Annotated in this window: 37 protein-coding genes and 1 riboswitch; of the genes, 3 read left to right on the plus strand and 34 right to left on the minus strand. The window is 39.4% G+C overall.

From position 1 onward, the window contains the following. Positions 1-22: 22 nt before the first annotated feature. The 4 genes from MKY15_RS20395 to MKY15_RS20410 all read right to left on the minus strand — a co-directional run bounded on the left by MKY15_RS20395 (position 23) and on the right by MKY15_RS20410 (position 3544). Positions 23-859: a biotin/lipoate A/B protein ligase family protein gene (locus MKY15_RS20395; RefSeq protein ID WP_067209926.1), complete on the minus strand. Its 837-nt coding sequence runs from the start codon at positions 857-859 to the stop codon at positions 23-25. 55 nt (positions 860-914) lie between these two features. Further along, the gene (locus tag MKY15_RS20400) at positions 915-1595 is read right to left on the minus strand and encodes an ABC transporter ATP-binding protein (protein ID WP_067209928.1); all 681 of its coding nucleotides are present in this window, start codon (positions 1593-1595) and stop codon (positions 915-917) included. 3 nt (positions 1596-1598) lie between these two features. Next, positions 1599-2666 (minus strand): ABC transporter permease, encoded by a 1068-nt coding sequence (locus MKY15_RS20405; RefSeq protein ID WP_187045003.1) that lies wholly within the window; start codon positions 2664-2666, stop codon positions 1599-1601. 464 nt (positions 2667-3130) lie between these two features. Then, positions 3131-3544: a pyridoxamine 5'-phosphate oxidase family protein gene (locus MKY15_RS20410; protein ID WP_187045004.1), complete on the minus strand. Its 414-nt coding sequence runs from the start codon at positions 3542-3544 to the stop codon at positions 3131-3133. 101 nt (positions 3545-3645) lie between these two features. Between MKY15_RS20410 and MKY15_RS20415 the strand changes: the two genes are divergently transcribed. Both MKY15_RS20415 and MKY15_RS20420 read left to right on the plus strand, forming a co-directional pair. Then, positions 3646-4092: a hypothetical protein gene (locus tag MKY15_RS20415; protein WP_197485316.1), complete on the plus strand. Its 447-nt coding sequence runs from the start codon at positions 3646-3648 to the stop codon at positions 4090-4092. Positions 4093-4322: 230 nt separating this feature from the next. After that, a complete protein-coding gene (locus MKY15_RS20420) occupies positions 4323-4700 on the plus strand; it encodes a rhodanese-like domain-containing protein (RefSeq protein ID WP_067209937.1) in 378 nt (125 codons plus the stop codon). 938 nt (positions 4701-5638) lie between these two features. Here the strand turns inward: MKY15_RS20420 and gcvPB are convergent. The 22 genes from gcvPB to MKY15_RS20530 form a co-directional block, all read right to left on the minus strand. Further along, complete coding sequence (gene gcvPB, locus MKY15_RS20425) at positions 5639-7099, minus strand: aminomethyl-transferring glycine dehydrogenase subunit GcvPB (protein ID WP_067209940.1); 1461 nt, start codon at positions 7097-7099, stop codon at positions 5639-5641. Next, positions 7092-8438: an aminomethyl-transferring glycine dehydrogenase subunit GcvPA gene (gcvPA, locus tag MKY15_RS20430; RefSeq protein ID WP_187045005.1), complete on the minus strand. Its 1347-nt coding sequence runs from the start codon at positions 8436-8438 to the stop codon at positions 7092-7094. Before gcvPA ends, gcvPB begins: the two co-directional genes overlap by 8 nt. Positions 8439-8472: 34 nt before the next feature. After that, positions 8473-9570 carry a glycine cleavage system aminomethyltransferase GcvT gene (gene gcvT, locus MKY15_RS20435; protein WP_067209946.1) on the minus strand — a complete coding sequence of 366 codons (1098 nt, stop codon included), beginning with the start codon at positions 9568-9570 and terminating at the stop codon, positions 8473-8475. 136 nt (positions 9571-9706) lie between these two features. After that, positions 9707-9799, minus strand: a riboswitch (glycine riboswitch). A 231-nt stretch (positions 9800-10030) separates the two neighbouring features. Continuing rightward, positions 10031-10546 carry a shikimate kinase gene (locus MKY15_RS20440; RefSeq protein ID WP_187045006.1) on the minus strand — a complete coding sequence of 172 codons (516 nt, stop codon included), beginning with the start codon at positions 10544-10546 and terminating at the stop codon, positions 10031-10033. Positions 10547-10576: 30 nt separating this feature from the next. After that, the gene (locus MKY15_RS20445; protein ID WP_187045007.1) at positions 10577-10756 is read right to left on the minus strand and encodes a hypothetical protein; all 180 of its coding nucleotides are present in this window, start codon (positions 10754-10756) and stop codon (positions 10577-10579) included. Beyond that, entirely contained in the window at positions 10737-11186 is a 450-nt protein-coding gene (gene comGF / locus MKY15_RS20450) for a competence type IV pilus minor pilin ComGF (protein WP_187045008.1), read from the minus strand. Before comGF ends, MKY15_RS20445 begins: the two co-directional genes overlap by 20 nt. After that, on the minus strand, positions 11171-11470 hold the full coding sequence (locus MKY15_RS20455; protein WP_342538420.1) for a hypothetical protein: 300 nt from the start codon (positions 11468-11470) through the stop codon (positions 11171-11173). Before MKY15_RS20455 ends, comGF begins: the two co-directional genes overlap by 16 nt. Beyond that, the gene (locus tag MKY15_RS20460) at positions 11463-11912 is read right to left on the minus strand and encodes a type II secretion system protein (RefSeq protein WP_067209959.1); all 450 of its coding nucleotides are present in this window, start codon (positions 11910-11912) and stop codon (positions 11463-11465) included. The genes MKY15_RS20455 and MKY15_RS20460 overlap by 8 nt, the downstream gene beginning before the upstream one ends. Further along, complete coding sequence (comGC, locus tag MKY15_RS20465) at positions 11899-12192, minus strand: competence type IV pilus major pilin ComGC (RefSeq protein ID WP_067209960.1); 294 nt, start codon at positions 12190-12192, stop codon at positions 11899-11901. Before comGC ends, MKY15_RS20460 begins: the two co-directional genes overlap by 14 nt. Positions 12193-12505: 313 nt before the next feature. After that, positions 12506-12811, minus strand: a complete 306-nt coding sequence (locus MKY15_RS20470; protein WP_342538421.1) for a hypothetical protein — start codon at positions 12809-12811, stop codon at positions 12506-12508. Positions 12812-12929: 118 nt separating this feature from the next. Next, positions 12930-13259, minus strand: coding sequence for a YolD-like family protein (locus MKY15_RS20475; RefSeq protein WP_342538422.1), 330 nt, complete (start codon positions 13257-13259; stop codon positions 12930-12932). Between the two features lie 13 nt (positions 13260-13272). Next, complete coding sequence (locus MKY15_RS20480; protein WP_342539794.1) at positions 13273-14529, minus strand: UV damage repair protein UvrX; 1257 nt, start codon at positions 14527-14529, stop codon at positions 13273-13275. Further along, complete coding sequence (locus MKY15_RS20485) at positions 14529-14750, minus strand: transcriptional regulator (protein WP_342538423.1); 222 nt, start codon at positions 14748-14750, stop codon at positions 14529-14531. Before MKY15_RS20485 ends, MKY15_RS20480 begins: the two co-directional genes overlap by 1 nt. Before the next feature lie 191 nt (positions 14751-14941). Next, on the minus strand, positions 14942-15733 hold the full coding sequence (locus tag MKY15_RS20490) for a serine hydrolase (RefSeq protein ID WP_342538424.1): 792 nt from the start codon (positions 15731-15733) through the stop codon (positions 14942-14944). 156 nt (positions 15734-15889) lie between these two features. Beyond that, entirely contained in the window at positions 15890-16195 is a 306-nt protein-coding gene (locus MKY15_RS20495; RefSeq protein WP_342538425.1) for a helix-turn-helix domain-containing protein, read from the minus strand. Positions 16196-16419: 224 nt separating this feature from the next. Next, positions 16420-16809 carry a nuclear transport factor 2 family protein gene (locus tag MKY15_RS20500; RefSeq protein WP_342538426.1) on the minus strand — a complete coding sequence of 130 codons (390 nt, stop codon included), beginning with the start codon at positions 16807-16809 and terminating at the stop codon, positions 16420-16422. A 271-nt stretch (positions 16810-17080) separates the two neighbouring features. Then, positions 17081-17278 (minus strand): hypothetical protein, encoded by a 198-nt coding sequence (locus MKY15_RS20505; protein WP_342538427.1) that lies wholly within the window; start codon positions 17276-17278, stop codon positions 17081-17083. Between the two features lie 298 nt (positions 17279-17576). Next, entirely contained in the window at positions 17577-17921 is a 345-nt protein-coding gene (locus MKY15_RS20510) for a hypothetical protein (protein WP_342538428.1), read from the minus strand. A gap of 308 nt (positions 17922-18229) precedes the next feature. Then, a complete protein-coding gene (locus MKY15_RS20515) occupies positions 18230-18922 on the minus strand; it encodes an N-acetylmuramoyl-L-alanine amidase (RefSeq protein ID WP_342538429.1) in 693 nt (230 codons plus the stop codon). Positions 18923-18924: 2 nt separating this feature from the next. Continuing rightward, a complete protein-coding gene (locus MKY15_RS20520; RefSeq protein WP_342538430.1) occupies positions 18925-19443 on the minus strand; it encodes a phage holin family protein in 519 nt (172 codons plus the stop codon). Between the two features lie 106 nt (positions 19444-19549). Beyond that, positions 19550-19894 (minus strand): hypothetical protein, encoded by a 345-nt coding sequence (locus MKY15_RS20525; RefSeq protein WP_342538431.1) that lies wholly within the window; start codon positions 19892-19894, stop codon positions 19550-19552. A 225-nt stretch (positions 19895-20119) separates the two neighbouring features. Next, positions 20120-20500 carry a hypothetical protein gene (locus MKY15_RS20530; RefSeq protein ID WP_342538432.1) on the minus strand — a complete coding sequence of 127 codons (381 nt, stop codon included), beginning with the start codon at positions 20498-20500 and terminating at the stop codon, positions 20120-20122. Positions 20501-20813: 313 nt separating this feature from the next. On the opposite strand from MKY15_RS20530, the gene MKY15_RS20535 reads away from it, so the two are divergent. Then, on the plus strand, positions 20814-21197 hold the full coding sequence (locus tag MKY15_RS20535; RefSeq protein ID WP_342538433.1) for a hypothetical protein: 384 nt from the start codon (positions 20814-20816) through the stop codon (positions 21195-21197). A gap of 77 nt (positions 21198-21274) precedes the next feature. Here the strand turns inward: MKY15_RS20535 and MKY15_RS20540 are convergent, their stop codons facing one another. From MKY15_RS20540 to MKY15_RS20575, 8 genes are read right to left on the minus strand one after another with little or no spacing between them, the layout of a single operon-like run. Beyond that, positions 21275-21541, minus strand: a complete 267-nt coding sequence (locus MKY15_RS20540) for a hypothetical protein (protein ID WP_342538434.1) — start codon at positions 21539-21541, stop codon at positions 21275-21277. A 1-nt stretch (position 21542) separates the two neighbouring features. Then, positions 21543-22148, minus strand: coding sequence for a hypothetical protein (locus tag MKY15_RS20545; protein ID WP_342538436.1), 606 nt, complete (start codon positions 22146-22148; stop codon positions 21543-21545). Between the two features lie 12 nt (positions 22149-22160). Beyond that, positions 22161-22907, minus strand: a complete 747-nt coding sequence (locus tag MKY15_RS20550) for a hypothetical protein (protein ID WP_342538437.1) — start codon at positions 22905-22907, stop codon at positions 22161-22163. Between the two features lie 11 nt (positions 22908-22918). After that, positions 22919-23347, minus strand: coding sequence for a hypothetical protein (locus tag MKY15_RS20555; protein WP_342538438.1), 429 nt, complete (start codon positions 23345-23347; stop codon positions 22919-22921). Between the two features lie 6 nt (positions 23348-23353). Beyond that, complete coding sequence (locus tag MKY15_RS20560) at positions 23354-23710, minus strand: hypothetical protein (RefSeq protein ID WP_342538439.1); 357 nt, start codon at positions 23708-23710, stop codon at positions 23354-23356. A gap of 10 nt (positions 23711-23720) precedes the next feature. Then, the gene (locus MKY15_RS20565; protein WP_342538440.1) at positions 23721-24965 is read right to left on the minus strand and encodes a siphovirus ReqiPepy6 Gp37-like family protein; all 1245 of its coding nucleotides are present in this window, start codon (positions 24963-24965) and stop codon (positions 23721-23723) included. 31 nt (positions 24966-24996) lie between these two features. Next, on the minus strand, positions 24997-25884 hold the full coding sequence (locus MKY15_RS20570; RefSeq protein WP_342538441.1) for a hypothetical protein: 888 nt from the start codon (positions 25882-25884) through the stop codon (positions 24997-24999). Positions 25885-25888: 4 nt separating this feature from the next. Further along, a complete protein-coding gene (locus tag MKY15_RS20575; RefSeq protein ID WP_342538442.1) occupies positions 25889-26743 on the minus strand; it encodes a phage tail family protein in 855 nt (284 codons plus the stop codon). Position 26744 lies beyond the last annotated feature (1 nt).

Raw genomic sequence — 26744 nt, forward strand, 5'->3', positions numbered from 1 at the left:
CGCTTTTTCATTTAATTAGGTATTATTTCTTAAATGTCCAGTCGTCATTTGCATATTTAGTACGTTCAATTTCGAAGACATATTGGAGCTGTTGCTCTGTTAATTCCATAGGTTCCAGTTCCATATCGAGCGCTAATTCAAATCCTTTTGAAAACGCGTCCGCACATTCGCTAACCGTCACTGGACGGTCAACCAATCTATCGATCGCTACCGCTTTCTCAGGCAAGCTTGTACGCATTTGTTCACGCTGCACTTCTGACTTGAATGTAAAAAGGGAAACGAGCTTATCAACATCCAGACTTAGAAGTATCGCACCGTGCTGCAAAATGACACCTTTCTGTCTCGTCTGCGCACTGCCAGCCACTTTCTTTCCTTCAACAACAAGTTCATACCAACTAGGCGCATCAAAACACACGGCGCTTTTTGGTTTTTTTAAATCATCGCTCTGTTGCGCCGTTTGGGGCACTGAAAATGTTGCATCCAGCCCAAGATTACGGAACCCTTCAAGCACACCACCCGAAATAACGCGGTATGCTTCCGTAACCGTTTCAGGCATATTCGGATAACTTTCACTGACAATTACGCTGTATGTAAGTTCATGTTCATGGAGAACGCCTCTTCCTCCAGTAGGTCGCCTGACGAAACCAAGCCCATGTTTTTTCACTTCATCCAAATTTATTTCTTTTTCAACACTTTGAAAATAACCAATCGACAGTGTCGCCGGCTCCCATTCATAAAATCGAAGCACTGGACCAATTTCCCCTTTACTATGCCATTCCAGCAATGCTTCGTCGAGCGCCATGTTGAACGAAGCGCGGCATTTCCCTGAATTAATGAAGTGCCAAACCTTTTTCCCCATCCGAATTCCCCCCTTCACAACGACTATCATTTTAACATTCCCATCAACACTTAGGCTATCTATTTTCATCATCTAAGATCAAAACACCATCCGTCATGTTATATACCTTGTCACAATAGCCAACTAAACGTGTATCATGCGTGACCACAATAGTCGTAGTGTTCTTATTCTTAGTTTCATTTTTCAACAGTTCCATCACTTCATAGGCACGATCTGAGTCTAGGGAAGCCGTTGGTTCATCAGCTAAAATAATAGATGGATTACTATAAAGTGCTTTGGCAATTGCCACTCGCTGACGTTCACCACCGGACAAATCAGCTGGATATTTAGAACGCAAGTCGCCAATTCCCAAGTCTTCATAGAGTTCTTCGAGTTGTTTTTTTGTCATATTGTCTTTTTTCACTTGATCCAACAGTTTTAATTGATTTGCGACAGTTAGGAATGGGACAAGATTAGACGCCTGTAAAATGAATCCAATTTCCTTCAGCCGAATTTTTGACCGTTCCTTTTCATTTAAATCCGCAAGATTCTTATCGTTAATTATTACATCTCCTGAAGTAGGCGTAAGAAGCCCGCCCACAATCGTAAGGAATGTGCTTTTGCCCGAACCTGAAGGACCGATAATTGCGATAAGTTCTCCTCTTTCTGCAATGAAGTCAGTTGCCTTCATTGCTTCAACTTGTTTATGACCGCTGCCAAATGTTTTTTTCACTTGAATTAATTCTAAAACTGCCATCATTTATCCTCCTATCGCTTTCAATGGATCGATTCGCACAATTGTAAGGACCGAGAACAATGCGCCCAATATCGCAACGGCAATCAGAATCAGTCCATAGATGAGCATACTTACAAGGTCAAATGCAACAGGCACCGCACTTGGTAAAAATGCTCCCGTAATTAACGCGAATCCAAAACCTATGGCTACACCAATTGCCGACAATAGGAATGTCTGTGCAACGACTGAGCGAGACAGATACCTATTCGAGATGCCTTGTGCTTTCATAACACCAAACATACTTATCTTCTGGACTGTCAATACGTACAAGAAAATTGCTACGATGACCGCCGAAATAACAAACAAGAAATAGATCATGAAATTCAACGTCAAATTCTGTTCTGTATAACCAGGTAAACTCCGTATGAAAGTTTCAATCTCAATAGCTTCGAGTGAATCATCCCGAATGAGACCTGAAGTATCCCCAGTTCGGACAACAATTCCATTTATGCTTTCCTTATTCGCCTCAGCCGCTTCTCCAAACTTGACCCGTTGGAAAGTGGTAAGGTCACTATAAAGTACTGGAGCTGCATTAAATCGCGCTTTGTCTGTGAATCCGACAATTGTTAAAACTTCATCGGAGGAAGATAGTTGCAATTCATCGCCTACTTTAAATCCGTCTTCCTTTAATGCATCACTCGCGACCACTTCGTTACTGCCTGCAAATACTTCTCCTTCCGTAACCTTTGGCATTATGAATTCATCTTTATTTATCCCGAAAATAGAGACGTTGCTCTTCTGATCTCCATTTCCTGCGATAGCATTTATTTGACCAATTACAGCAATTTCCTTTGTATCGATATTATCCACATCAGCCAGTTTAAGAGATGATTGATTCATACTTTTGTCTGATTCCTCAGTCAAAATGATTGATGTCGCTTCCCATTTGTCGACGGATTCTCGATTCATATTTTCCAAGCCATTTGCGAGACCTGATAGAAAGAATACTAAATATGAAACGAGCATTAATATTCCTATGATTAATGTAAATCGCAATTTATTCTTTTTAATTTCATTCCAAGCTAAAAACATTGTCTCACATCCATTCTTTTTATATAGTAATATACCATAAATCGGCTTACACTTCGTTTCATACAATTTTACAAGTTCTATATCCTATGAGGAAGACTAATCTAGTCTAACTTGTTTCTCTATTTAGGATATGTATACGGATTAACCGACAGTATCGATAGTCGTAATTTAGCTTGTTCGGACAGTAACACTTCTTCCATAATACTGTTTCTATATGCATATTGCAGATTTAAACCCTATCCCGTAACCTTTTCCCCTTTGAATAGTCAGAGCGTAAACAACTATTTCCTTTAAAAAGGATTCCAGCTTATTATAAATAAACGAAAAATTAGCCCTAAAAAATGAGCACACCGATATTCACCTTAGGGGCACGAGTGCAATCGACTATGCAACTAAGAATTTTTTTGGGGGCAATCCTAGTGATCAAAAATAGGGCACCGGCTTGTTTAGCCGGCACCCGCTATTCATAATTCAATCATTTGCGGTTCTTCACCATTGTTATTCATTAAGCGTATTGAATCGGGTAAAACTTTCAAAATGATGAGATTCGGATCTTCTGGACCACTAAACCATGATGCCATATGCTTATTCCAAACCTTCTCTTTAAAGCTTTCATCGTCTGAAATAGTGACAGTCCCTTCAATTTCTAGATAGTCATCTCCAATACCTTTTCCATCGTAACCGATTAATATGTGCGTATATGGATTTTTTTCAAGTTCATCCACTTTCTGCGTTTTTTTCGATGTTGCGGTGTAGAGTATAAATTCATCACTGAAAAACGTCATGTATCTTGTATGGGGCTTATTCTGTTGAATAGTCGCCATCGTACCCACGAAGCTTTCTTTTAGGATTTTCAGTGCTGTTTTTTTTGCATTCATAATGATCTACTCCCTTTTTTCAACATTATTGTAGTTTGCCTCACTAATTAAGAAGCTAAACACGGTTTGCGTACATGGAAAAATTTAAAAGGAGTGATGGCATGATTTTAACAAAGACAGGATTGAAAAATGCTATTTTATACGGATTACTCTCCGGTTTAGTTTTAGCAACATTTTTGAAAGGCGTTGAACTAATTACTCACTTAACAGTTTACACACTGTTATTAAACGTCGATTATATTCCTTATATCAACACGTTCGCTTTTCCAGAACTAATTGAAGTAGGTTTTCACCTACTCGTCTCAATCGCTTTAGCAATTTGTTTGTATCTGTTGTTTGTTCACCTAAAAATATCTTCCCGAAAGCAAATCATAGTTACGGCTACTACTGTCTGCCTCATTATCGGTATCGCCCTTTTTCCTACAACAACCTTTTCAGACAAAACACCAGACTTCAGGAGTTTTCCTTCTTTTTCATACTGGATGGCTGGGCATATTATTTATGGTTATATATTAGGTTATTTACTAGCTAAGTCGAAGGACAACTAAGTACCTTACTCACTCCGCTCTCTTCTAGTGAAAAAGTATCTTGCCACTTTTACTTCCTGCGATAACACCACATGACCGAAATCCGAATTATAAAAGGAGGGATTAACCAGTAAAAGTTCAAACTTTTGATCATAATGGCTTTTTAACCGACATCAAAAAAGAGCTTGCCCATTGAACAAGTGCTGTTCAATCTTTATAATGAAAAGGTAGAGAGAAAGGGGAAAGTTGTTTTGAATTATATATTTTTAGGAGCCGTCGCTCTCATCGTAATCATTTATTTCGTTGTGACGATGCTACGTCTGCGTAAAGCCGTTACAAACTTGACGCAGGAGCAATTTATCGAAGGGTATCGGAAAGCACAACTGATTGATGTACGTGAGGCAAAAGATTATGATGCCGGTCATATTTTAGGTGCGCGCAATATCCCTTATTCTCAGTTCCGTCAACGGTTTAAAGAGATCCGTTCAGACAAGCCCGTTTATTTGTACGATCAAAATGGCGGAAAAAGTGCACGTGGAGCATTATTCTTAAAGAAAAAAGACTATCAACAACTGTTTCACCTGCAAGGCGGTTTCCGTCAATGGACAGGTAAAGTGAAAAGTAAATAAAACAGAAACTTCTTCCTTCATTGGAAAACGTTCGTAAGTGTGTAAGTTTATTGGAATTTAAAAAGATGATATTCCGTTCGTATTCGAACGAAATATCATCTTTTTGTTTAGAGTTTCTTGCTCTGATTTCGAAGAAAGCTATAATTGTGAACAAGATTCCCAAAGTTAAAAAGAGATCACATTAACGTTCAAATAAATTCTTACTTCCTGCATTTCTACCTTGAGTAAAATGTAAAACAACTACTAATATTAATGCTAACGCGGGATAAATCATCAATAATCTGACTGCAATCGCCTGTGATTGTTCAGTCATAGAAAACACAAGCATAAAGTTAGAGTAAACAAAAAAAATCAAAAAGAAGAGCCCGCTTATCAAAATTACTTCCGTAACTTTTTCACAATAATTCTTGCTGATCAATAAATATAATAGAAATGGTACCACACATAAAAGAGTAAGTAATAAGTAATTCAGATTGGTTAGTCCACCATCTAATAAAAAATTCCCTAATAGAAGTCGTAAGACGATGGCTGATCCGTAAACTACTAGAAAAACGCCTACAATACACAGTACAAATAAAGTCCTTTTTGACTGTTTTATCTTCCCCACTCCTTTTCTTTAATTATATGTAGTAAAGAAAAGTAAAATCACTTCCATAATGCGAATTGAATATGATCGGACAAAAAGAGAAACCAATGGATTTATAATTGTTTTCTCTTTTTCCTAACGAACCAAGCTACGTTTCCTAACCTCCACTAATTATTACAGTACCAATTCAGCATTACCCTCGGGATATAAAGAGAATTCAAACAAAAATTGTTCCAATGTGATCATATCCTTCTCCATTCAAAGTTACTCCTAAAAATGACAAAAAAGCATGCAGAGAAATAAATTACTTTCTCTGCATGCTTTGCTTTTTCACTAGCGACTAATTACAAACTTATGCTTTTGTATAACGAAGTACAGGGAAACGTGCCGCTTTCGTTTCATCAAGACGATTGATAACAGTTGTATGCGGTGCGTTTTGTACGATTTCCGGGTTTTCTTCCACTTCTTTCGCAATTTGAATAAGTGCATCACAGAATGCATCGAGTGTTTCTTTCGATTCTGTTTCTGTAGGCTCAATCATCATGCCTTCCTCAACGTTAAGTGGGAAGTAAATTGTAGGCGGGTGATAGCCAAAGTCAAGCAGTCGCTTCGCCATATCCAGCGTACGCACGCCAAGTTTCTTCTGACGGCGACCCGACAGAACAAATTCATGTTTACAATGACGGTTATATGGCAAATCGAAATGTGGCTCCAATCTGCGCATCATGTAGTTCGCATTCAATACGGCATATTCCGTAACAGCTTTCAGGCCATCTGGCCCCATTGAACGAATATACGTGTATGCACGCAGATAGATACCGAAGTTACCGTAGAACGGTTTAACACGACCAATCGATTGTGGTAAATTGTATTCAAATGTGTAAACTTCATCTTTTTTCACAAGGACTGGTTTCGGCAGGAATGGAATAAGATCCTTCTTCACGCCAACCGGACCTGAACCTGGTCCACCGCCACCATGTGGTCCTGTGAATGTTTTGTGCAAGTTTAAGTGAACAGCATCGAAGCCCATATCGCCAGGGCGTGCTTTAGACATAACCGCATTCAAGTTTGCGCCGTCATAATAAAGTTTTCCGCCAGCAGCATGAACGATCTCAGCCATTTCAAGAATTTCTTCTTCAAAAAGACCAAGTGTATTCGGATTCGTCAGCATAAGCGCCGCCGTGTCATCCCCTACATGTCGTTTCAGGTCCTCAAGATCTACAAGTCCGTCTTCACCTGACTTGACTGTAATCGTGTCGAAACCAGCAACTGTAGCTGATGCCGGGTTTGTACCGTGTGCAGAATCGGGAACAAGTACTTTTGTACGTTTGAAGTCGCCGTTAGCTTCATGGAAAGCCCGAATCATCATCAATGCTGTCCACTCGCCGTGCGCTCCTGCCGCCGGCTGAAGTGTCACTTCATCCATTCCTGTAATTTCTACAAGATGCTCTTGCAGGTCATATAAAACCTCTAGTGCACCTTGAACAGTCGACTCTTCTTGCAATGGATGAATATTCGCGAATCCAGGATAACGTGCAACGGATTCGTTGATTTTCGGATTATATTTCATCGTACATGATCCAAGTGGATAAAATCCTGAATCGATACCATGGTTACGATTGGAAAGTGCAGTGTAATGACGCATAATGTCAAGTTCAGAAACTTCCGGAAGTTCAGCAGCTTCCTCGCGTACAAATCCCTTTGGTAATAGATTGGAAAGGTCAAGTTCAGGGACATCAAGTTCAGGAAGACTATAACCTATCCGTCCTTCTCTAGTAAGTTCGAAAATTAACGCCTGGTTATCTTTATGCATGAAGGGCCTCCATTTCCTGCACAAGTGCATCGATTTCTTCTTTCGTACGCTGTTCTGTAACGGCGATTAGTGCATGGTTAGCAAATTCAGGATACGTCAGGCCTAAGTCATAACCACCGATAATCCCTTTTGTAAATAGGTTTGCATTTACTTCTTTTACAGACCGTTTGCAATCAACGACGATTTCGTTGAAATGTGATCCACTAAATTTAACGTCGAAGCCAGCTTTTTCAAAGGTTTCTTTCGCATAGCGTGTTTTAACAATGTTCTGGTAGGCGATTTCTTGTGCGCCTATTTTACCGAGCGCAGTCATCGCTACAGAAGCAGCAAGTGCGTTCAACGCTTGGTTTGAACAGATATTAGACGTCGCTTTATCACGGCGGATATGTTGTTCACGCGCTTGAAGTGTCAACACGTAGCCACGACGGCCTTCATCATCAGTTGTTTCTCCAACAAGACGACCTGGAACTTTACGCATCAACTTTTTCGTCACCGCAAAATAACCACAATGTGGTCCGCCAAATGATTCAGGAATACCGAATGGTTGTGCATCACCAACTGTAATGTCGGCACCAAGCTTACCTGGTGGTGTTAGTATGCCAAGTGCAAGCGGATTTGATGAAACAACGAACAGTCCGCCTTTAGCATGTGCAATTTCACCAATTTTTTGAATGTCTTCGATTTGACCAAAGAAATTTGGGTATTGTACAAGGACAGCAGCTGTATCCTCATCCATCATTTCTTCTAGCTTAGCCATATCAGTTACGCCATCTTTTTGTGGAATTGTGACCACTTCGATATACTGCCCAGACGCATAAGAAAGTACAACATCACGCGATTCAGGGTTAACTGTTTCAGAAATAAGAAGTTTTTTACGGCGTGTATGACCTGATGCAAGCGTACCCGCTTCTGCAAGAGCCGTTCCGCCGTCATACATAGATGAGTTTGCAAGATCCATACCTGTCAGTTCACAGATCATTGTCTGGAATTCAAAGATAGCCTGCAATTCACCTTGCGAGATTTCCGGTTGGTAAGGTGTATAAGCCGTATAGAACTCGGATCGTGAAATGACATGGTCGACAATGATCGGCTTGTAATGATCATAGACACCTGCGCCAAGGAATGATGCATATGTACGCGCATCCGCATTTTTCGCTGCAAGTTTTGAAAGTTCTTTTGTCAAAGAAGACTCGGATTTCGCTTTTTTAATATTGTACTCGCCTTTAAATCTAACCTTTTCAGGAATATCTTCAAAAAGTTCATCTACGGAAGTAATTCCGATTGTTTTCATCATTTCATCGCGATCGGTTTCAGTCATTGGAATATAACGATGCTGCATGTCCTCTTAACCCCTTTTCATAGATGGTATATGATTAGCGTTTATAAAATGGTGTAGCGATAATTACTGCTTTCAAACGCTTAGCACGAATTTCGACTTCAATTTCAGTTCCTTCAGCAGTGTGTTCACTGTTTAGAAGTGCAAAACCAATGTTCTTTTTAAGTGTCGGTGATTGTGTACCCGTTGTTACTTCACCAATTTGTTCTTCGCCAAGGAATACTTTATAACCTGTACGCGGAATTCCTTTGTCGATCATTTCCACGCCGACAAGTTTACGCGGCACACCATTTTCTTTTTGGGAAGCTAGAACTTCTTTACCAAAGAAATCCTCTTCTTTATTCAACTTCACAACGAAGCCAAGGCCCGTTTCAAGTGGTGAAATATCTTTTGATAGTTCTTGTCCATATAGTGGTAAACCAGCCTCAAAACGTAGTGTATCACGTGCACCAAGACCTGCTGGTACAACACCTTCACTTGCGCCCGCTTTCAGAATAACACTCCATAATGCGACAATTGCTTCAGGAGAGCCGTAAATTTCGAATCCATCTTCTCCCGTGTATCCAGTACGCGAAACAAGAACTTGGTGTCCGGAAATGTCAACATTTTCTTTGAAACGGAAAAACTTAATGTCTGCTAAAGGCTCATCCGTCAATGTTTGAAGTACTTCTTGCGCAATAGGTCCTTGCAATGCAAGCAGTGCGTAAGAAGATGATGCGTCCTCAATTTTGACATCGTCCGTAGTATGGCTATTCATCCACTCAAGATCTTTGTCGATATTTGAAGCATTGACTACCAAAAGGTAATTATTATCCCCACGTTTGTAGATTAAAAGATCATCCACAGTCCCGCCACTTTCATAACACATAGCCGTGTATTGAGCTTGTCCGTCTTTAAGTTTCGATACATCGTTCGTAACCATCTTTTGCAAATATGATAATGCGCCTTCTCCTGTGACAAGCACTTCGCCCATGTGCGAAACATCAAAAAGACCTGCTTTTGTCCGTACAGCTTCGTGTTCAGCTTTAATGCTTGAAAACTGAACAGGTAATTCCCAACCACCAAAATCAATCGTTTTACCGCCGTATTCAGCGTAACTGTCAAAAAGAACCGTGCGTTTCAATGACTCTGACAAGTTCTATTCCCCCTTAAAAATTTGATAAAAAAAGACAGAGGTCCCCTAATTAGGAAACCTCTGTCCTTGTACCTGAAAGTTTGACCTTGCGGCTTTCCTCGTTGGTGACCAGCTTAACCGGCGCTCTCCAGAGATGCGTCATGTATGAGTCTTGTTACCTGAGAGATTCATAACAATAAGTTACTTGCTCCTTCGGCGACGCCATTGCGTGCTCTCCCCATACAATCATTCGCGTTATTCAATTGAAATAAAGATAACTAAGATTCGGACAACTAATGCCCTTTCGCCTTATATCTTAACATTTCATTTTTAAAAGCGCAATACTTTTTAATTGACAGTCGTTTTAACGAACTAAAATAGATATTAACTATAAATCGTTCGTCTTTTTGGTCATTAATTAAATTTTCGTCCAATTAAAGGAATAAGAAAACGATAATCGGTGGTTTATTTTCGTCTTCATTTATATTTCCCCTTTAAGTCTTCCTATTTGGAATGCGATATAATCCACAATGTCACGCAAAGATCGATTTTCCGTTTCGACTTTAAAATGTGCACCATGTAGATATTGAGGTTTTCGATTATTAAACAACTGTTCAAGGTCGGAGCGTGTCGATCTTTGTACAATCGGTCGGTTTCGGTCCGTGGAAATCCGTCGCCATATGTCACGAAACGGAGCATTCAGAAAAAAGACAAGACCTGTTTCCCGCATAATCTCCCTATTTTCTTTACGCATCGCCACACCACCACCTGTCGCAATGATACAAAATTCATCACGGAACGTGCGAAGGAACTCCGTTTCCATTTCACGAAAACGTTCTTCACCATACATTTCAAATATTTGGGGGATCGTCAAACCAGTCATCCTCACGATTTCAGTATCCATATCATAATATGGCATTTTCGTCGCAAAGCTGAGTCGTTTACCGATCGCACTCTTCCCACATCCCATATAGCCAATCAAATACACTTTTTTCATGTCATCACCCACTTGGCAGAACGAATAGTTTTATCCGTTCCGTTTCATTGTTCTCACCGTTTCGTTTTCATAATACGTTTCAAGCGAATCATAACTTCTTTGAATACTATCATGCCATGAAACGAGGGAGAAAAGAAAGAGACTAACGAAAAATAATAAAATAATTGCGGCCGCAAGCATGGCCCCATGTTCATTTCGGATAAAATCCAACCGCAAAACCCCTTACTTTAATGGAATCATTCAACATTGTCACATTAGCAGTTATAGTTATTCCATCAAATGTAAACGTGACTGCCTTTACTCCTGTAACTAAAGGAATATGCCCAGTTGTGTCTACTCGCTTCCGGATAACTGTTCCGCTTTGTTCAATATCAATCAGCCCCCGATTGTTCTTAAGCCGGATTGCACTTCCACCGTTAACCAATCGGATTTCGTTGACGTCAGATAGAAGGTATTGTAAATCGGCCGAGAATAATTCCCATTCAGTTGATGAGTAATCTGTATAGTGTTGTTCTATCGAGCCTTTCCAGAAGAAAAATAATAGGAATAGATGAATGAAAATGGTCATGATGATTAGTTGAAAGATACTTTCTAAAAATGTATAGCCCTGTTCATTTGGTTTCTTCACGAATGAACGCATTTATTGAACACCTTCTCGACTATCTCATAAGACACACAAACGGATTGTCCGTCAATAGTCCAATTATAATCCACTCCATCAACTCGACGGACACCCTCCATCAAACCATACGCTCTAAAATAAATAGCCCCTTGATGAGTAGTTTCCGCCGCATACATATGCGCCTTCTTTATTTGTAACTTTGAGTTCACTATTGAAGCAAATGGAAGTAGTGTCCCAAATATTACAATCACAATCGTCAATGTAAGTACCGCTTCCGGCCATGAGTATCCCCCTTCATTCATAGATAATCATCCTTCCACGCTGAAACTGAAATCGTATTTCGATAATTCCGGAACTCGTTAAGAATGCCATTGTACCAGACTTCAGGATATCTCCATTTCCACGAAATTCAATCGCCTTCAATTGGCTCGTGCCTGCCAAACGCATCCCATTAGGAAAAACGTTTCGTGCAACTTCAACTTTCACTTCCCCGTCCACCAAATAAGATGTGATATATTCAGTTCCCGAATCCTTGAATTGCAATCCTGTTGCTACATAGTTTGCCATCGAATAAGCTTGTAAATTATAGACAGTAGCTATAAATGCTTGAAGCGCGTCATCCTCAGATTCAGCTTGTATCCATTTGTCACCTATAGGCAAAATGATTGCTGTTATAATTGACAAAACAGCTAATACTAGAACCATTTCAAGGAACGTGAATCCACTTTCCTTAGTCTGCTCCAAAACTGGCGGTTCCCCCCACCTTATCCACTTTCCCATCACCATCAATTGACAATTGCGTTCCATCAGGGCACTGGGCATTTTCGGGCAGATATTCCTTTTCAGTCATTTCTGCAAGGGAGGTCGGCAGATGTTTTTCATCCATTTTAAACGCTTCAATTTGTCCTTGAACCATTTGCATATAAGCATCACACCCCTTTTCATCAATTGACTTAGAATGCTTTGTGACATTCGGGATTGCAATGAGAATGAGAACCGAAATAATCAAGAGAACAATCATCATTTAAAACAACTTTCCCTGTCATATTCACATCATGAATTCGGTTATCGAAATCCGGTGTAGAGCGTTTTTGCATCGCTTTTCTATTCTGTGCTCTTCCTTGCCATTCTATTTTTGTGATTTAATTGTGAGCGGACCACAAAATAGACCACATTAGCGTGGTCGGAAATGTGGTTTCACGAAAAAAGACCACATTTATTGAAAACCTTCTATGTATAAGCACAGGAAAAGGATAATAAAAATAACAACAGCCATCTTCTCAACCGAGTAGGTGGCTGTTGTTTTCAGGTGAGATTAACCCTCTCTTTTTTTCAAATTAAGTCATACGTAAATATATGTTCATTTTATCTTCCTTTTTACAGTCGTCACAACAAACAACGGCTGCAATTGGATTCCCAAATTTAATACTATGTAATTCTACTAGACCGCGATCGCAATACGAACATCTTCTTTTTTTATGAACCTTTATTTTCAAATGATCAAGCAAATCTTCCTTTCCGTCATATTCAACGAGAATGTAGTGTTCTTTCCATTCACATTTTTCACAAATCGGCAACTCGTCATCCTCCATTACAAGTATGTCCGATGGACTAAACGACGTTTCACATACCATGCATTTCATATTTACATTCCTCCTATCTATCACTATTCGACAGGTGGGAAGTAAGTCCTTTTATAATATTTCGACAATTAACGACAAACAAAAAACCCAATCCAAGACAGGAAAGGGCTTCTAGGCGTTATTCTGCGCATTGGACACTTATTATATCCTTCACCGGCATACGGTCCCTCCCAAACGGGCTATCAACCGTAATCCACATCGACTCGACATTTACTTCTCGAATGACACCCATGTAAAACACGGAATTCCCTTTATCCCAAAACTTTACGTGTACTGTGCATTCCCTTTTTTGTGCAACTTCTATTTCATACTGGATAGCTTGTAAATCAAAATCATCAAGCTGCGGACGTTCTTCGTAATTATCTTCATTTTGCCATCTATGCAACTCTGCGACGTGCTCTGATAGCATCATCGCAGTCCATTTAATATTGCCACGATCTCTTATCATGATAATCCTCCCATTACTTGTGACCGCCGACTAACTTCGAACGACCGATTGCGGTACCATCTTCCGTGAGCGACACGGCTCTTAGCATTGCTGTGGATCCATACCTATCACGAATATTATCCATAACCATTCCTAATTTGCGATTCCGGACCTTATGTTCATCAAAAAAGCTTAGCTGCATGGACGTTTCATCTTCAAGATTGGTGATTGAAATCGTGATTTTACGTACAGGACGGCCATCATGAAATTTATCGAATAAAGCCATGCAAGTTCGGTAAATCTTCATTGTGTCATTTGTAGCTTCTTCTATTGATAGTGACCGACTAAATCCGCCACCGAACGAATGCTTACTGTAACCAATCCCAAGGTGAACAGTCCTGCCCTCTCTTCTTGCCTCTCTTGCCCGACGAGAAACATCCTCACACATCTCCAATATGACAACGAGAACGGATTCACGGGTCACGTAATCCCTATATAGCGTCTGTCCTTTGCCGTAACTCTTCGCTTGACCTTCCAAGAGTGGAGCACCCAGCTCTGATAAATCGATTCCCCATGCATGATGATAATATTGATTGCCCATAACACCAAACTTCTTTTCGAGCCTTTTCAAATCTGCTTTCGCTAGATCTCCAACCGAAAATATACTGATGTCGTTTAATGACTTTTCCGTCCGGCTGCCAATACCCCACATTTCACTTAATGGTGATATAGGCCATAGTTTCGTCGGCACATCTTCATAGGTCCATTTTGCAAAGCCTGTTTTCTTTGCTTCGAGATCCAGAGCCAACTTTGCCATTAACATGTTTGGTCCCATGCCAGCTGTGGAAGGTAAATTTAAAGTTTCCAGTATTTCCGCTTGTATATCCTTAACAGTTTGTTCTGGATCGCCCCATAGCTTCTCGGTTCCTGTTAGGTCAATAAACGATTCATCGACCGAGTAGACATGTATAGCCTCTGCAGGTACGTATTTATGGAGGATTCGTGTGATGGACATTGACATTTCAAGAAAATGTGCCATTTGCGGCTCGAATAATCGAATTTCGGGATGACTTGGTATTTCAAATAATCGATGCCCCGTCTTGATTCGAAATCTCTTTTTCATGGGTGGACTGGCAGCTAATACAACCGACCCACTTTGTTTAAAACTGCCTACAACAGCAATAGGAACTGCTTGGACATCTATATTATGCAATGTAGCCATGCAGCTCGCGTAGAAGCTCATCATATCGATACAGGCGATTTGTCGGTCGGGAAACTTACTGTAGTCCATCATATTAATGCACGTTCTTTCGTAATTACGGGAACAAGCGCGAGCACGTTATCAATTGTAAAAGTACGCTTGGATTTACGTAAGAAACAGAATGCGCGAAATGATGCCTCACCGACCTGTAGTACGCTGATTCTTCGCTTGCTGATTGAACCGTCTGCAGCCATGTACATCATATCCAAGGGCTCGTTATACACTGTAGACTTAATTAATTGATTACGCACACTTGTTCCCTCCCTTTTTCATTAGTATATAGAACGACCGTTCGCGTTGCAAGCTCGAAATGGAAATTATAAAATATTACCAATTAACCTTTAAAACGATACATCTTAGATATTTTGGGCATATAAAAAAGACCGTCAATAAACGATCTCCTGTTGTTGAACTAAACCGCCCGTTAGTTTAAGTTGCACTATTAATTAGATAGACTTTTATTTTCTAGCGCAACTTCCTGATTGCAATACTCATCATAAAGTAATTTCATTGCATCAATAATAATTTCATCTGCTAATTTCTCTTTATATCGATTTGGTAACTCCTTTGCACCCAAAACAAATAATAACGGGTTTTTGGAAAACTCTCCCATTATACCGATGTCAACTATTACATTATCTAATCCGCCAGTCATATGATTTAAGAAATGGCTTGGTATACCTTCTATATTGCCTCGTTGCCTAACTAAACCATTAATAACTGGAATCCATAAATCAGGATTAGTTTTGTACCCTTGATATATTAATCGTAAAAGTTCTAGCATCTCACTCATTTCTCCGTTGTTATCCAAGTCTCTTGGATTTTGAGTGATATTTATGTTTTTAAAATATGATTTTATTTTATTGTTAATCATTTCCCATCCACCACAAAATTGAACAATTCTATCTGCAACAAAGCTATCATGACAGGCTATCATCACTTCAACCGCATCTTGGAGTGCCAAATTTTCTCTACTTTGAAAGTGAGGATACACTTCGTTACTATCCTCTTCTGGATTTAAAATTACATCTTCAATAATGTCAGTCCATTTATAGTGTCTTTCTTCAACTAATTTTGCTATACAAAAGGCAATTGCAACTTTTGCCGCAGAAGCAAGAGGTATTATTAAACCTTTATTTAATGATAAAAGTATATTCTGTTTTACTTGAGAATATATAATAATTCCCACTTCACCTGACTCTAATTCTTTTAGTTTTTCAAGAACTTTCTCCATTTTCGAACCCCGCTTTTCACTATTTTCTATTAACTTATATTCTCTGTAAACTTTTCCTTGTTCAACTCTACTGCTCCGTTAGTTTAATAAGAAATATTTATTCTTTTTAATCTGAAGCCCTGTGCGTCCTGTTTCCTACATTACCTATGTAAAGCGTCAAATCAGGTGAAAAGTGTAGTAGGAGTATGTAAATTGTGCTTGCTGAACAAATTCACGAGTAATTATTGATTTCCCATTTACTTTGAACTCCAGTAAAGCATTAACGGCCTTATTCACAGTAGTTGTAGACATGCCTGTGACTTCGGCAATATGTACTTGTGTCGGGCAACAGTTTCCCTTGTCGTCTATGAATGACGCTATCGCAAGCAGTGTCGTGCAATTTACAGGTCTCAAATCTTTGGCCATCCCTGACCCAAACAATAAAGAATATAGCTTTAAAAAAATCTCACTCTTTTCCTTCATAATTGTCCGTCCTTCCAAGATTCCTGCATCTTCTTTATTTGTAGTTACAGGATTATTTAAGATACCTATAAAGACGCCCCCCTATTAATCTATTATTCAATTCTTTAGCCTTTATTCTATGGGTAAAGTTGGAACCTTGCAAACTCGCTTAAACAAAAAAGCGGCCCATCCACAAGCTGATCTGTGGAGGAGCCGATTTTGCTTTGGTCCTATATAATAAAAGTCTACTTATTGATTAAGTCTGTACCATATGAGTTATCGATTGCACAAAGCCATTCGCCATGCGAATTTTTCTTAAATACATATGTCGCCCTTCTATCCATAGAATATTCCGTTTCATTTTTATCGGCATCAAGTAGTGTTTGAGAAATAACTAATGCAGTATCTCCGGCTTCTAGAATAATCATTTCTCCCTGTGCTGGGACAAGACTATTATTAAAATATTTCGCAATTTTAATAAATGCTTGTTTGATTTCCTCTTTTCCTCGGGCAATCATTTCTGGTTTTACTACCAGAATCGCATCATCAGTATAGTAGTTCTTCAGAGTATCAAAATCTTCCTGTTTTATTGCTTTATCACACTTCTCGATAAACTCCTTTAATTCGTGTTCCAAAATACTACACTCCTTATCTTGTTAATTTTAAATTCTCTAATTAAGCTCTAATATACTACCTGTTAGTTGAATAAGAACAGAGCTTTATTCTTTATTCGTCCTTATTCATACGGATACCTCTTTAATTCGACAAACAAAAAAAGGCGACCGCTCAATTAAGAGTAGTCGCTTTTTGATTATTTTTAAATTACCTACAAATTAAGAGTAGCCGAAGCCACCCTTTTCTAAAAAATATTTATCCAACAATCGCGCCCGATTGCGGAAGTAAATTCTATCTGAAAAATATCCCAATCAGTAAGCTGATTGCAAAGAGAATATATGCAAGCTGTATGACAATGTACATTGTCGATTCAAAAGATGTAAGTTTTCTTTGTGTTTTAGTTTTTTGTAAATGCCGTAAATAAAAAGCAGCACTTAAAATGAGTAATCCACTTGCTATTGCGCTTAAAACGGTCGATAGCAACAACATGTATAAATCCCCCTTACTGTTCAATTAAATGGCCCGTTTGTTGAACAACCATTTTTCAATGAATTATATGTATCCGACCATCTTCAAATATCCACGGTCAGTAACCTTCATCATATGGGTATATTTAGAAGTTTACAAGTGCAAATAAACAATCGACCTACCCACAATATAATCTGTGGACGGGTCGCTTTTGCTTTGTACTTATTTAACCTTTCCACAGACAACTGGACAAATAAAAAGACCGTCAATTGACGATCTCCTGTTGTTGAACTAAAGCACCACGTTAGTTGAACAAGGATTATTGATTTTTATTTGCACGTCTTTTTGCATATGTAGAAGGTGAAAACGAAACTTTATATTTACCATCGAGTTCTTTTTGTACTTTTTCTGTTAATTTCAGTCCTTGTTTATTATGTTTTTCTTCAAGTTCAATCCCACTAGGAACTATTTCATCATTATCCCAATCAATCCATTCACCATATTTCGATATCCATTCCATTAATTCCGACTTCAGCTCGATTGAAATTGGGACATATTCTATGTCAAAGTTATAATAACATTTATTACACCATATAGCGTCGGCACCTATATCTGCTTCAACTTTTAAATCATATGTTTCATTACATTTACATGAATCTATCATATTGTTTTTCGTCTCCCTTTATTAAAGTAAACTGCCCCTTTAGTTGAATAAGGACAGGGTATTATTCTCTATTCGTCCTTATTCATTTGAATACCTCTTTAATTCGACAAACAAAAAAAGGCGACCGCTCAATTAAGAGTAGTCGCCTTTTACTTTCAATAATCAATTTTATCTTTCCACGTTTACTTTGGTAGGGATAAGTGAATTATGTATGTAAACCAAGAATAGATGACTGTGTCTTGGCAAATAAAAAAAGCGGCCTACCACAATTAATTCTGTGGAGGTTCCGCTTTTTACTTTGGTCTTACTTATTTCTCACGCTGATCAACAATAACTTTAAGAGCAAGCGCATCATCAAGTGACAACTTATTCGCCTTAAAATCTGTGAGCCACTTAGCGGCAATCGTACCATCTTTAATTGCGCCTGTTAGAAACTGCTCGTAAGCCGCTTTAAGCGTTGCAGAACTTGGTTTGAACATTCGTATTTCCTCCTTTGGTGGTGTTGGGTTATTCAACTCTTTTAATTTAGACGCTATCCGGTCCTTAACTGACTTGGTACGTCCTTCATCGATGATTCTATGAGGACAATTCTTCCCACTCCAATCACGATGCCATTTCACGCGATCGATTCCCCAGCCGTATTGCTTTAGTAAATGAGCTACATATTCAACAGTATTTTCTTCTGCAGCTACATATTTAGGTCCACCAGATTTCGAATAACAAATTTCAATTCCGATGGATGCTCGATTACCTTTGCCCAGACCATCCCCCGCGTGAAAGGCGTTACGTGTAAAAGGGATGGCTTGTAATGCTTGCTTGTCGTCGATGGCTACGTGGTAACTTACTGGATTTGTATTACGGGTCATATAAGCAATCTCATTGGCTGCTGTAGCATCGTTGTAAGTATTGTGGATGGTGATATATTCTGGCATCATTGCGTATGGCGCTTTGAGTGGATAGAGGGTTGCCGGAATAAAGATGTTAATTATTGTGTACGACATGGTCACTCACCTTCCTTCAATTGATCCTTTTGAATATCAACCAACTCATCCACTTTCGCACTAATTCGATTGTCGATTTTAGCGACAATTAATTGATGGTCCACTTTCGAGCCAATCAGCTCTTCACGTATCTCCTCTGAAAATGATTGATTGCTTGATTCAATAACCTTCAATTTCGACGCTAATCCTGCTGGTACTAATACACCGAGCTCAGCCATGTTTTCCATTATGGACAATGCTTCATTTACGATATAAAAAAGAACGGTCGCATATGTTACTGCGCCGCTCATACCTAGTATTTGGTCAATAATGTTAGCCGTGATTATCATGACGAGAACCAATAGTTTCCTCGCATATCCAAATAGACTCTTCCGACTCCATAAATTCTCATTCTTATAAGCCTTAAAGATTCCAGTGATAATATCTAATGCCATTAAGATTAATAAAAAATGTAGAAACTTAACTCCCCCGAATAAATACATGTGTACGATATCTAAATGTTCCAGATTAATTCCTCCCATATAGTTCACTCCTTATTTTTAGTAAATTAAAAGAACGCCCCCAATTGGACGTTCTTGATTTGCTTAATGTCGCTGAAAAATTAGTCCTATCTTGCAGGTACTAATTTCATCGGATTACCCACATGCAATTAACTAGTTCATCCTCACGAACTGTTATTCCCCGATATCCCTCGACACCAATAATAGATTTCTCTTCCTTATTGTTAATACCTTTGATACCGTAAAATTTCTCCGAATATTGATCATACACCATATCAAAATTGTTCATCTCGTGCGGATATAACCTAGCTAAATTATGCCGTTTACCAATATCAATAATCACCTTTTCCCCGCAATAATCACAACACCAAGTATCCTTATTCACCTTACTTTTCGGGATATCTACTCGACAATCCCGACAGGAATAGATTTCTTGTTCGAATGTTTCAAGTGAATCTGAACTTATCCTCATCAGTAACTCCACCTCCCCCAATTATACCCGCTATCCACTTCTCCAAATCTCATCAATTCTTATTTCCAGGTAAAGATTAAGCACTCTCGATTGAAAGTACCTAGCTACAAAATATTTTTAATAATCTTTAATGTTTTTTATTACAAGATTCAATTAAGCTACATTTTTTGTTAATCAAGGATATCCACTTGAAAGTTTGTACTAAAATTCTTCTGAAAAGTACGATTAATTATCGTTTGCTTGGAAATTTTCTACATCTGTCGCAAAATCAAAAACTGACTCCATAAATCTCATGTCTTCTTTAATAGTCTCATACTGTTCTTCAAGCAAATCTTCATCAAGATCTTCATCGAGATTTACTTTTTCTTCCTCTAATCGCTCTAGAATACCTTCCATTTCATTATTCCATTCAACAAAAAATTCTTTTAAAACTGTTTGTAATTCTATTGGCTCATAGGGAAAGTAAGAATTCTCTTTCAAAATGGTTTCAAGACTTTTTCTTGTTTCAAGGACGAGTATTTTTATTAATTCTTCTGTTCCCTTATGATAATAATGTGAACGGTCTTCAAGTTCTCTTTTCAATAATTTAAACAATTCTTCATTCATTTTTATACCACCCATTCCAATAATATCCTACATGATAAAAATACCATATCATAGTAAAATAGATAGAACAAAATTGAAATGTCATAAAAAATAACGCTAGCCTAAGCCGCATTTACCTCACCATCTCATTCCGCATCCCACTCAACTCCTGCTTAATCTTGCTAATCAACGTTGGACGATTTCTACAAGCAACTATAATTGACGCGTTATGATTCAGATTGGTAGATTCATTGATTCTCCTCATTTCCTCACAAATCTCCTAATAGTTTGATATAATTGCGTCTAGGCATTATTTACTTAGGAGGAATCAAACATGAAAATCCTTTATACCATAATAGCTATTATGGCATTTTCCGGTGGATGCGCATCAATTTACAGACTAACTATGATCCCTCCCGAAGATTCAAATTTTTTAACTGTTCTCGGATTGCTAATAGCTTGTTTATCTTTACTTTTAGCTGTTTCAGCCTTATATAATGTCATCGTCGAGAAGGAAAGAGACAATGTTGAATTAGGTAGACTTACAAACGCAATAAGTACCTTGGAAACGTCTATTAAAGAAACTAACAAAGAAATTGAAAAAATCGATAATAAAATCAACAACTATAATAGTGAATATCATTCAACTAATCAAAACAATATTTACTCTCTTCTAACCATTGATTTGAATTCAAAGAAAGACCTCAAACGCAAATGAGGTCTTTTACTTTTCATATATTTAATAGGTAATTAGATTTCAGACATAAAAAAATACACCTCACCGAGTGTTATTGTTCAATCCTCAATTAGCATTTCAAGTGGTGTATCCATATAAGCAATCGTTTCATCATACTCTGCTACTGTGATATAACCGTTCGCCAATGCGATATCAAGTTGCTTTGTCCGATTATTCTCGGGCGCATAATGCTCAATTGTATATTTCTTCGCCGCATACTGCTTCACCGGTTCGTGGTATTCACTTGCGATGTTCGCAATCCTTTGTGTCCCGTGAACATAAATACATACCGCATAGTTAGTCGTTCTGAATCCTAATACCGCCATTTTACATTCCTCCATTTTCAAAGTAGTAATCCATAAATTCCATTAAGGCCGTATCTGTGTTGAATGATTGGGCTTGAGTGTTTCCTAGGTTTACCGACAGTTCGTTTAGTTTTTCCTCGATAGTTTTTTCATGAACAGGCTCAACATATGGATAAACACTAACATCAATGCTAGCAGTGACGCCATCAGCGGATACTGTAACCGTCAAACCTTCGTCAATCGGTGTAACAGTCAACACACCGTCAACTGCGCCCGTCCATTCCCAATCACGCTCAATCGGGTCGCCATATTGATCCGTAGCTTCAATAGTAAAAGCTAGCGTTCGTTCCGTTTCATCTTCCTCAAATTGAACGTAAGTATCACCGATTAATTTCAACGCTTTCACTTTCGGTAATTCAGGAATGAACGTTTCAATTGCTCCCATCTCACTACCGTCAATTGAAGGAGAATCCCGCGTCCGTTCATATTCTAATGCCGATTTAACTTGCTCATAGCCATATTGTTTAGCGTCCACATCGGATAATTCATGCGGAACACTCGCGTAGACGACTGCGTTATTTTGTTTGTATCCGATCAATGGACGGTCAAATATTACGATGTCAATCATCGTTTTCCTCCTTTACGACTTTCGCCATATGCCGTTTATATTCGTGTGGATGGAATCGATTTTACGATATGTTCCGTTAATATTTACCCACCCGTCGGAGTATTTGTGGTAGACTCCGTTGATATTTGGCGATAGGTTGGGCTTTTTTATAGCAACGGACTCCAAGACAGGTCGCCATACCGTTTCTTTATCCTTATATGAGTGTGGATTTGCGGCGAAATAATTAGCCGTCGCCCACCCCCTCGACCATTCATCAGTCCAAGTCCACACTCTAAACCAATTCCAAAAACGGTTGTGAACGCCGAACTCGTTTGCTACTACGTTCGTTAAATCGGTCGGTGTAGGTGTCGGTAAATTTGCATAACCACTCTCGTTGCCGACTATCCTATCCCATTCGTTGCCTATCGGAAAAGCTCCGTTATTAGAACCTCTTCCAGAAGTACCGCCGGAAAGGACTCGCAACAGGTAAGCTTTACCATCGATAGTGACGTTTTTCCCCGCTATAAGCCCTTGGGCGTTCAATTCATTCCAAGAAACGTTTGACGCGACAGCTCTGTCGCTAATGTGCAGCAACTTGTCATTGTCGACAACCTCAATCCATCGTATTAAATAAGCGTCATCCGCATCAGAATTGACGATGTTTAGTGTGGCTAATGAACCGGAAGGAATGTTGCCAGAACCTTTAGGATTAGTTGGATTAAGTTGCTTGGTTCCACTAAACGTAGCGGTCCCGAACTTTTTTAAGTCACCTGTAGCCATAAATTATCACCTCACACATACTTAATCCAAATATCTCCGTTATTGCCGCCTGTTGGGTCGCCTGTTGATAAAATGACGTTGTGCAATTGAGCGACTGTGTACGATGTGTTTGGATGTGCTTTCGCAATACCTGTATATGTCCCGCCCGCGATAGACATCTGCTTGACGTTATCGACGTTGCTTAAACCTACGTCTTCGGGAGTTGATGGTATTGTGATTGCTACGTCACCATTTACATCAGGTAATTTACTGTTGACACTTTTCACACCGCCAGTTTCAATATCCGGCAATTGGTCTAGTGGAACTTGGCCATCAACTAGCGTTGCAACTGTTGCGCCTAATTCGGAAGTGTTTAACTTGTCTCTTTCGAGCTTTACAATTCTAGGCGTTAAATAAGCGGGGTCGTTACCCAAAGATGGGTCATTTATGTTCCATCCCATTTGTCATCACTCCTTTATAACGCAATCAAATTTCGATGTAGTGTTAATGGTTATTTCAGTAAAACCTTCAAATAAAGAACCGAACGCAGTGCCGGGGTAAACAGGTATCGTAATATCATTAACTGTAAAAGTTAAATCAGACGTACCTAAATTAATAACGGCAACCCCGAACTTTTTAGTCCCGTATGTTTTTGTTACATCCGCGGAACCACCAAAGGAATCTACCGTCACTTGTCCTTTTTCAATAAATGCGTTTGCTCCATCGCGCCCTGTGATAACTTCAAATTTCCCAGTTCCTTCATTATAATATTGAGGTGCAGGAATACCCTTCGCCCTCAATAATTCTTTATCCGTTACGTTCATAAACCTCACCTCACTTTGTTATTTCTGTTCTCATACCGGATAATTCCTGCTTAATTTTGCTAATCAATGTGGGACGACTGTTTCCAAATGTCACATAGAGTTGGAATCCGTCCGGCTCATAGATTTCCTTAGCCTCGGTAATCCGAGCATTTTTCGTAACACCCCAATCCGTATTTTGAATTGTCGCGATATCACCTAAATCATAATCTCGCTCATAGACAAAAGATGACGCGAATCCCTCAGTTATTTTAACCGACTCCACAATCTGGAATTGTGTTGCAAAGTGCGTTTGTTTTTCAATGTCCACAGTTTTTACAGGCGTCATAATTTGTGCTTCTAAGAATATTTCCTGTATCATTTCAGCAAGCTTTTGTTCACCTCGATTAATAAGGTCTGTGATTATCTCCTGTGGAGGGCGAAGTACGGGATCTTCACCTTCGATATCCGTTTCCTCTGATACGTCCCTAGCATCCACAAATAGCTCCTTGCGCGCTAACCCAGACGCTTGCCCAAGTTCGACCACGCGCCGTTCAACACCTTCACCTTGACCTGCGATATATGCCATGTTTTTAAAATTTAAATCTGACTCGACATATTGCATGTTTTTGATATTGTCAAACTGTGGACTGAAAATAACAGGTGAATGGACCTCTTGATTGACGGTTAAATCTCGTCCTTCTGAAACGTCGAATATCCATTTCCGCAAATCATAATCCACGCGTGCGCCCCAACCGATGCCAGATACTAAAGATATTTCCGCTTGCTCTTCAGCAAGATTTTTAAATCGGGACTGCCAGTTGATGTGTGGACCACGGTTTAAGTCAGGTGCAAGCAACATCTGCGGAATCTTCCGTTTGCTGTCTACAGGATTTATGACATTCCCATTAACGTAATGTTTCATGACCGTCTCAGCAGGTGCAGATTTGTTATCCTGAGCCGTATGGGAAGGTGGCAATGTTATACGGTCGCCCGTTACTGCTTTTAATTCAAGCGCTTTGATGAGCCAGTTTTCTGTTACCTTGCCCGCCTCATCTAGCTCTATTTCTCTGTGGAGGATAATGTACGCTTTATGCTTGTCATTGCCGACAACGATGATGTTTCCTTTTTGCAGGGTGTCGGTGTAATTTTTGTGTCGGTTGATACGTAATTCCAAATCGCCAATTCCGTGAAAAGAACGCACAAAAAAAAGAGATTCATAATTGCTAATCTCTCCTAGTAAATCTATGTCAGGTGTGAATATTCGTATAGGTTTCAATTTGCGTCATCCTCCTTTCCTGTCGTGACATCTACTGCGACGGAATCGTGACATTGAATCCGTAGTTAATTCCGGCAGATATTACCGACCCTCCCGCAAACCGCACTTCGCCATTGGATTGTATAAAAATTTGAGCACCGACCATACTTCCATTCCCTGCATGAATAACAGGAAAGACGGTCGTTCTGCGTGGTCTATAATCCGCTGGCAGAGTGGCTATCAATGTTGTGGGATGTGTGTTTGTCGCGTTCGCTATAAAAGATAACTCCAAGATACCGACCGCATTTTTTCGATATTCAAAAGTACCTGCCCATCCATTAAGCAGCGTTGTCGTTTTCCAAGATGTATTCGCTGTAAGGTTTTCAACTTTTGCAACCAATTCAGCCAAAGCCGCATCATTAAAGTTAGGCAAAATCTTACTACCCGCCCACGGACAAATATCAACTTTCCCTCGTTCATCCACAACATCGGCAACATTGATATATGTCTGCCCACCAATCACTTTGACCTGAGCTAGTGATATTTCATATATGTCACCAGTACGTTCCAAAGGTGGCGCAATCGGAGAAACACCCGCCACACCCTTCTTAACGAACGCTTTAATATATCGCGCATCCACACTCAATACTAATCGAACTACCACGCGGTCAATGCGTGATTTCCCCAACGCTTCAACCTCGTGTGTTAATGATAATTTGGCGTCGTTTTCATAGAGCCTACCATTCAGATAAGCGGCGCCTGTATCAACCGTGGTATTCATGTTCGACCCGCTTGTTTCGACTTTTAACATGTTCGCTTCACTCTTCATAATTCCGGTCGTAATGAGTTTTTCAAAGTAATCTATAAACTCATCAGCGGTATAAACTTTATCGGGATCGAGCGGATTTAAACTATCAAAGAATTTACTGTGTTCAGCCATTCAATCACACCCCTAAATACAAATTTCGATACTCTATAAACACTTCGGGATTACCACCACTTGTAATGAATTTCAGGTTGTTCTCGCCCACATCGAGAGAGAAAAACGTGCCGTCCAAGTCGATATAACCCATTGCGTTTTTTTCATTTCCGTATGGGTCTAGGATACGGACCGTCCTGTAATCGAAGTCCGTCGTAATTACCAAACTATGTTCAGCGGGAATTGTCCGGTTAATTCGGATGAATTCGCCTGTGGAGACCTTCGTAATCATCGGATTGACTGCTTCACCTCTAAATGTGACTTTAATCGGCGTGGGTGCGTGTCCTTCGTTTAACAATTTCTTCTCGTCACCACGAATTGAAAAACTCGCAGGGAATGATATAGGGAAGAAGAAGTTGCCCACGAAGTCTTGTAGTTTTGTCACAATCGGATTGATATCCTGCCAGTAGGGATTAGGACATACTAAAAACAAAAGCGCTTTTTGAAACGTTCTTCCCCTATTAGTTGAACCGTCCGGATAAGTAGGCACACCTTCTGCAACTGCGTAAATTTGTTTCGAGCCACTTTCATCCGTGTATTGCAATATACCTGGACCTAACTTCGGACTAAATATCCCCGACAACAACCGTCTGTTATTGGCTAGATCAACCTCGTCTTTTCCTTCAATCTTTAATTCTAGCTTTATATAACGCTCCAACAATAACGCATCGGTGTACGTGCTACCGTCTTGAAATGGGGACTTCTGCGTTTGGATGTCAGCTTCAACGTCACCCAACCCCTCGAAATTGGAAAGCCGGAAGGGTGAACCGTATAACTCTATTGATTGACCTCTTGTATTCGTAAAATTTAATTTAATCATG

This window comes from Sporosarcina sp. FSL K6-1540 (genome assembly GCF_038620285.1).
Taxonomy (GTDB): domain Bacteria; phylum Bacillota; class Bacilli; order Bacillales_A; family Planococcaceae; genus Sporosarcina; species Sporosarcina psychrophila.

Excerpts from the sequence above, each read along its gene's own strand:
- MKY15_RS20395 (WP_067209926.1), bottom strand. The coding sequence starts at position 859 with ATGGGGAAAAAGGTTTGGCACTTCATTAATTCAGGGAAATGCCGCGCT.
- MKY15_RS20400 (WP_067209928.1), bottom strand. The coding sequence starts at position 1,595 with ATGGCAGTTTTAGAATTAATTCAAGTGAAAAAAACATTTGGCAGCGGT.
- MKY15_RS20405 (WP_187045003.1), bottom strand. The coding sequence starts at position 2,666 with ATGTTTTTAGCTTGGAATGAAATTAAAAAGAATAAATTGCGATTTACA.
- MKY15_RS20410 (WP_187045004.1), bottom strand. The coding sequence starts at position 3,544 with ATGAATGCAAAAAAAACAGCACTGAAAATCCTAAAAGAAAGCTTCGTG.
- MKY15_RS20415 (WP_197485316.1), top strand. The coding sequence starts at position 3,646 with ATGATTTTAACAAAGACAGGATTGAAAAATGCTATTTTATACGGATTA.
- gcvPB (WP_067209940.1), bottom strand. The coding sequence starts at position 7,099 with ATGCATAAAGATAACCAGGCGTTAATTTTCGAACTTACTAGAGAAGGA.
- gcvPA (WP_187045005.1), bottom strand. The coding sequence starts at position 8,438 with ATGCAGCATCGTTATATTCCAATGACTGAAACCGATCGCGATGAAATG.
- MKY15_RS20440 (WP_187045006.1), bottom strand. The coding sequence starts at position 10,546 with ATGAAAAAAGTGTATTTGATTGGCTATATGGGATGTGGGAAGAGTGCG.
- comGF (WP_187045008.1), bottom strand. The coding sequence starts at position 11,186 with ATGCGTTCATTCGTGAAGAAACCAAATGAACAGGGCTATACATTTTTA.
- MKY15_RS20455 (WP_342538420.1), bottom strand. The coding sequence starts at position 11,470 with ATGAATGAAGGGGGATACTCATGGCCGGAAGCGGTACTTACATTGACG.
- comGC (WP_067209960.1), bottom strand. The coding sequence starts at position 12,192 with ATGATGATTGTTCTCTTGATTATTTCGGTTCTCATTCTCATTGCAATC.
- MKY15_RS20470 (WP_342538421.1), bottom strand. The coding sequence starts at position 12,811 with ATGAAATGCATGGTATGTGAAACGTCGTTTAGTCCATCGGACATACTT.
- MKY15_RS20475 (WP_342538422.1), bottom strand. The coding sequence starts at position 13,259 with ATGATAAGAGATCGTGGCAATATTAAATGGACTGCGATGATGCTATCA.
- MKY15_RS20480 (WP_342539794.1), bottom strand. The coding sequence starts at position 14,529 with ATGGACTACAGTAAGTTTCCCGACCGACAAATCGCCTGTATCGATATG.
- MKY15_RS20490 (WP_342538424.1), bottom strand. The coding sequence starts at position 15,733 with ATGGAGAAAGTTCTTGAAAAACTAAAAGAATTAGAGTCAGGTGAAGTG.
- MKY15_RS20495 (WP_342538425.1), bottom strand. The coding sequence starts at position 16,195 with ATGAAGGAAAAGAGTGAGATTTTTTTAAAGCTATATTCTTTATTGTTT.
- MKY15_RS20505 (WP_342538427.1), bottom strand. The coding sequence starts at position 17,278 with ATGTTGTTGCTATCGACCGTTTTAAGCGCAATAGCAAGTGGATTACTC.
- MKY15_RS20510 (WP_342538428.1), bottom strand. The coding sequence starts at position 17,921 with ATGATAGATTCATGTAAATGTAATGAAACATATGATTTAAAAGTTGAA.
- MKY15_RS20515 (WP_342538429.1), bottom strand. The coding sequence starts at position 18,922 with ATGTCGTACACAATAATTAACATCTTTATTCCGGCAACCCTCTATCCA.
- MKY15_RS20520 (WP_342538430.1), bottom strand. The coding sequence starts at position 19,443 with ATGGGAGGAATTAATCTGGAACATTTAGATATCGTACACATGTATTTA.
- MKY15_RS20525 (WP_342538431.1), bottom strand. The coding sequence starts at position 19,894 with ATGAGGATAAGTTCAGATTCACTTGAAACATTCGAACAAGAAATCTAT.
- MKY15_RS20530 (WP_342538432.1), bottom strand. The coding sequence starts at position 20,500 with ATGAATGAAGAATTGTTTAAATTATTGAAAAGAGAACTTGAAGACCGT.
- MKY15_RS20535 (WP_342538433.1), top strand. The coding sequence starts at position 20,814 with ATGAAAATCCTTTATACCATAATAGCTATTATGGCATTTTCCGGTGGA.
- MKY15_RS20540 (WP_342538434.1), bottom strand. The coding sequence starts at position 21,541 with ATGGCGGTATTAGGATTCAGAACGACTAACTATGCGGTATGTATTTAT.
- MKY15_RS20545 (WP_342538436.1), bottom strand. The coding sequence starts at position 22,148 with ATGATTGACATCGTAATATTTGACCGTCCATTGATCGGATACAAACAA.
- MKY15_RS20550 (WP_342538437.1), bottom strand. The coding sequence starts at position 22,907 with ATGGCTACAGGTGACTTAAAAAAGTTCGGGACCGCTACGTTTAGTGGA.
- MKY15_RS20555 (WP_342538438.1), bottom strand. The coding sequence starts at position 23,347 with ATGGGATGGAACATAAATGACCCATCTTTGGGTAACGACCCCGCTTAT.
- MKY15_RS20560 (WP_342538439.1), bottom strand. The coding sequence starts at position 23,710 with ATGAACGTAACGGATAAAGAATTATTGAGGGCGAAGGGTATTCCTGCA.
- MKY15_RS20570 (WP_342538441.1), bottom strand. The coding sequence starts at position 25,884 with ATGGCTGAACACAGTAAATTCTTTGATAGTTTAAATCCGCTCGATCCC.
- MKY15_RS20575 (WP_342538442.1), bottom strand. The coding sequence starts at position 26,743 with ATGATTAAATTAAATTTTACGAATACAAGAGGTCAATCAATAGAGTTA.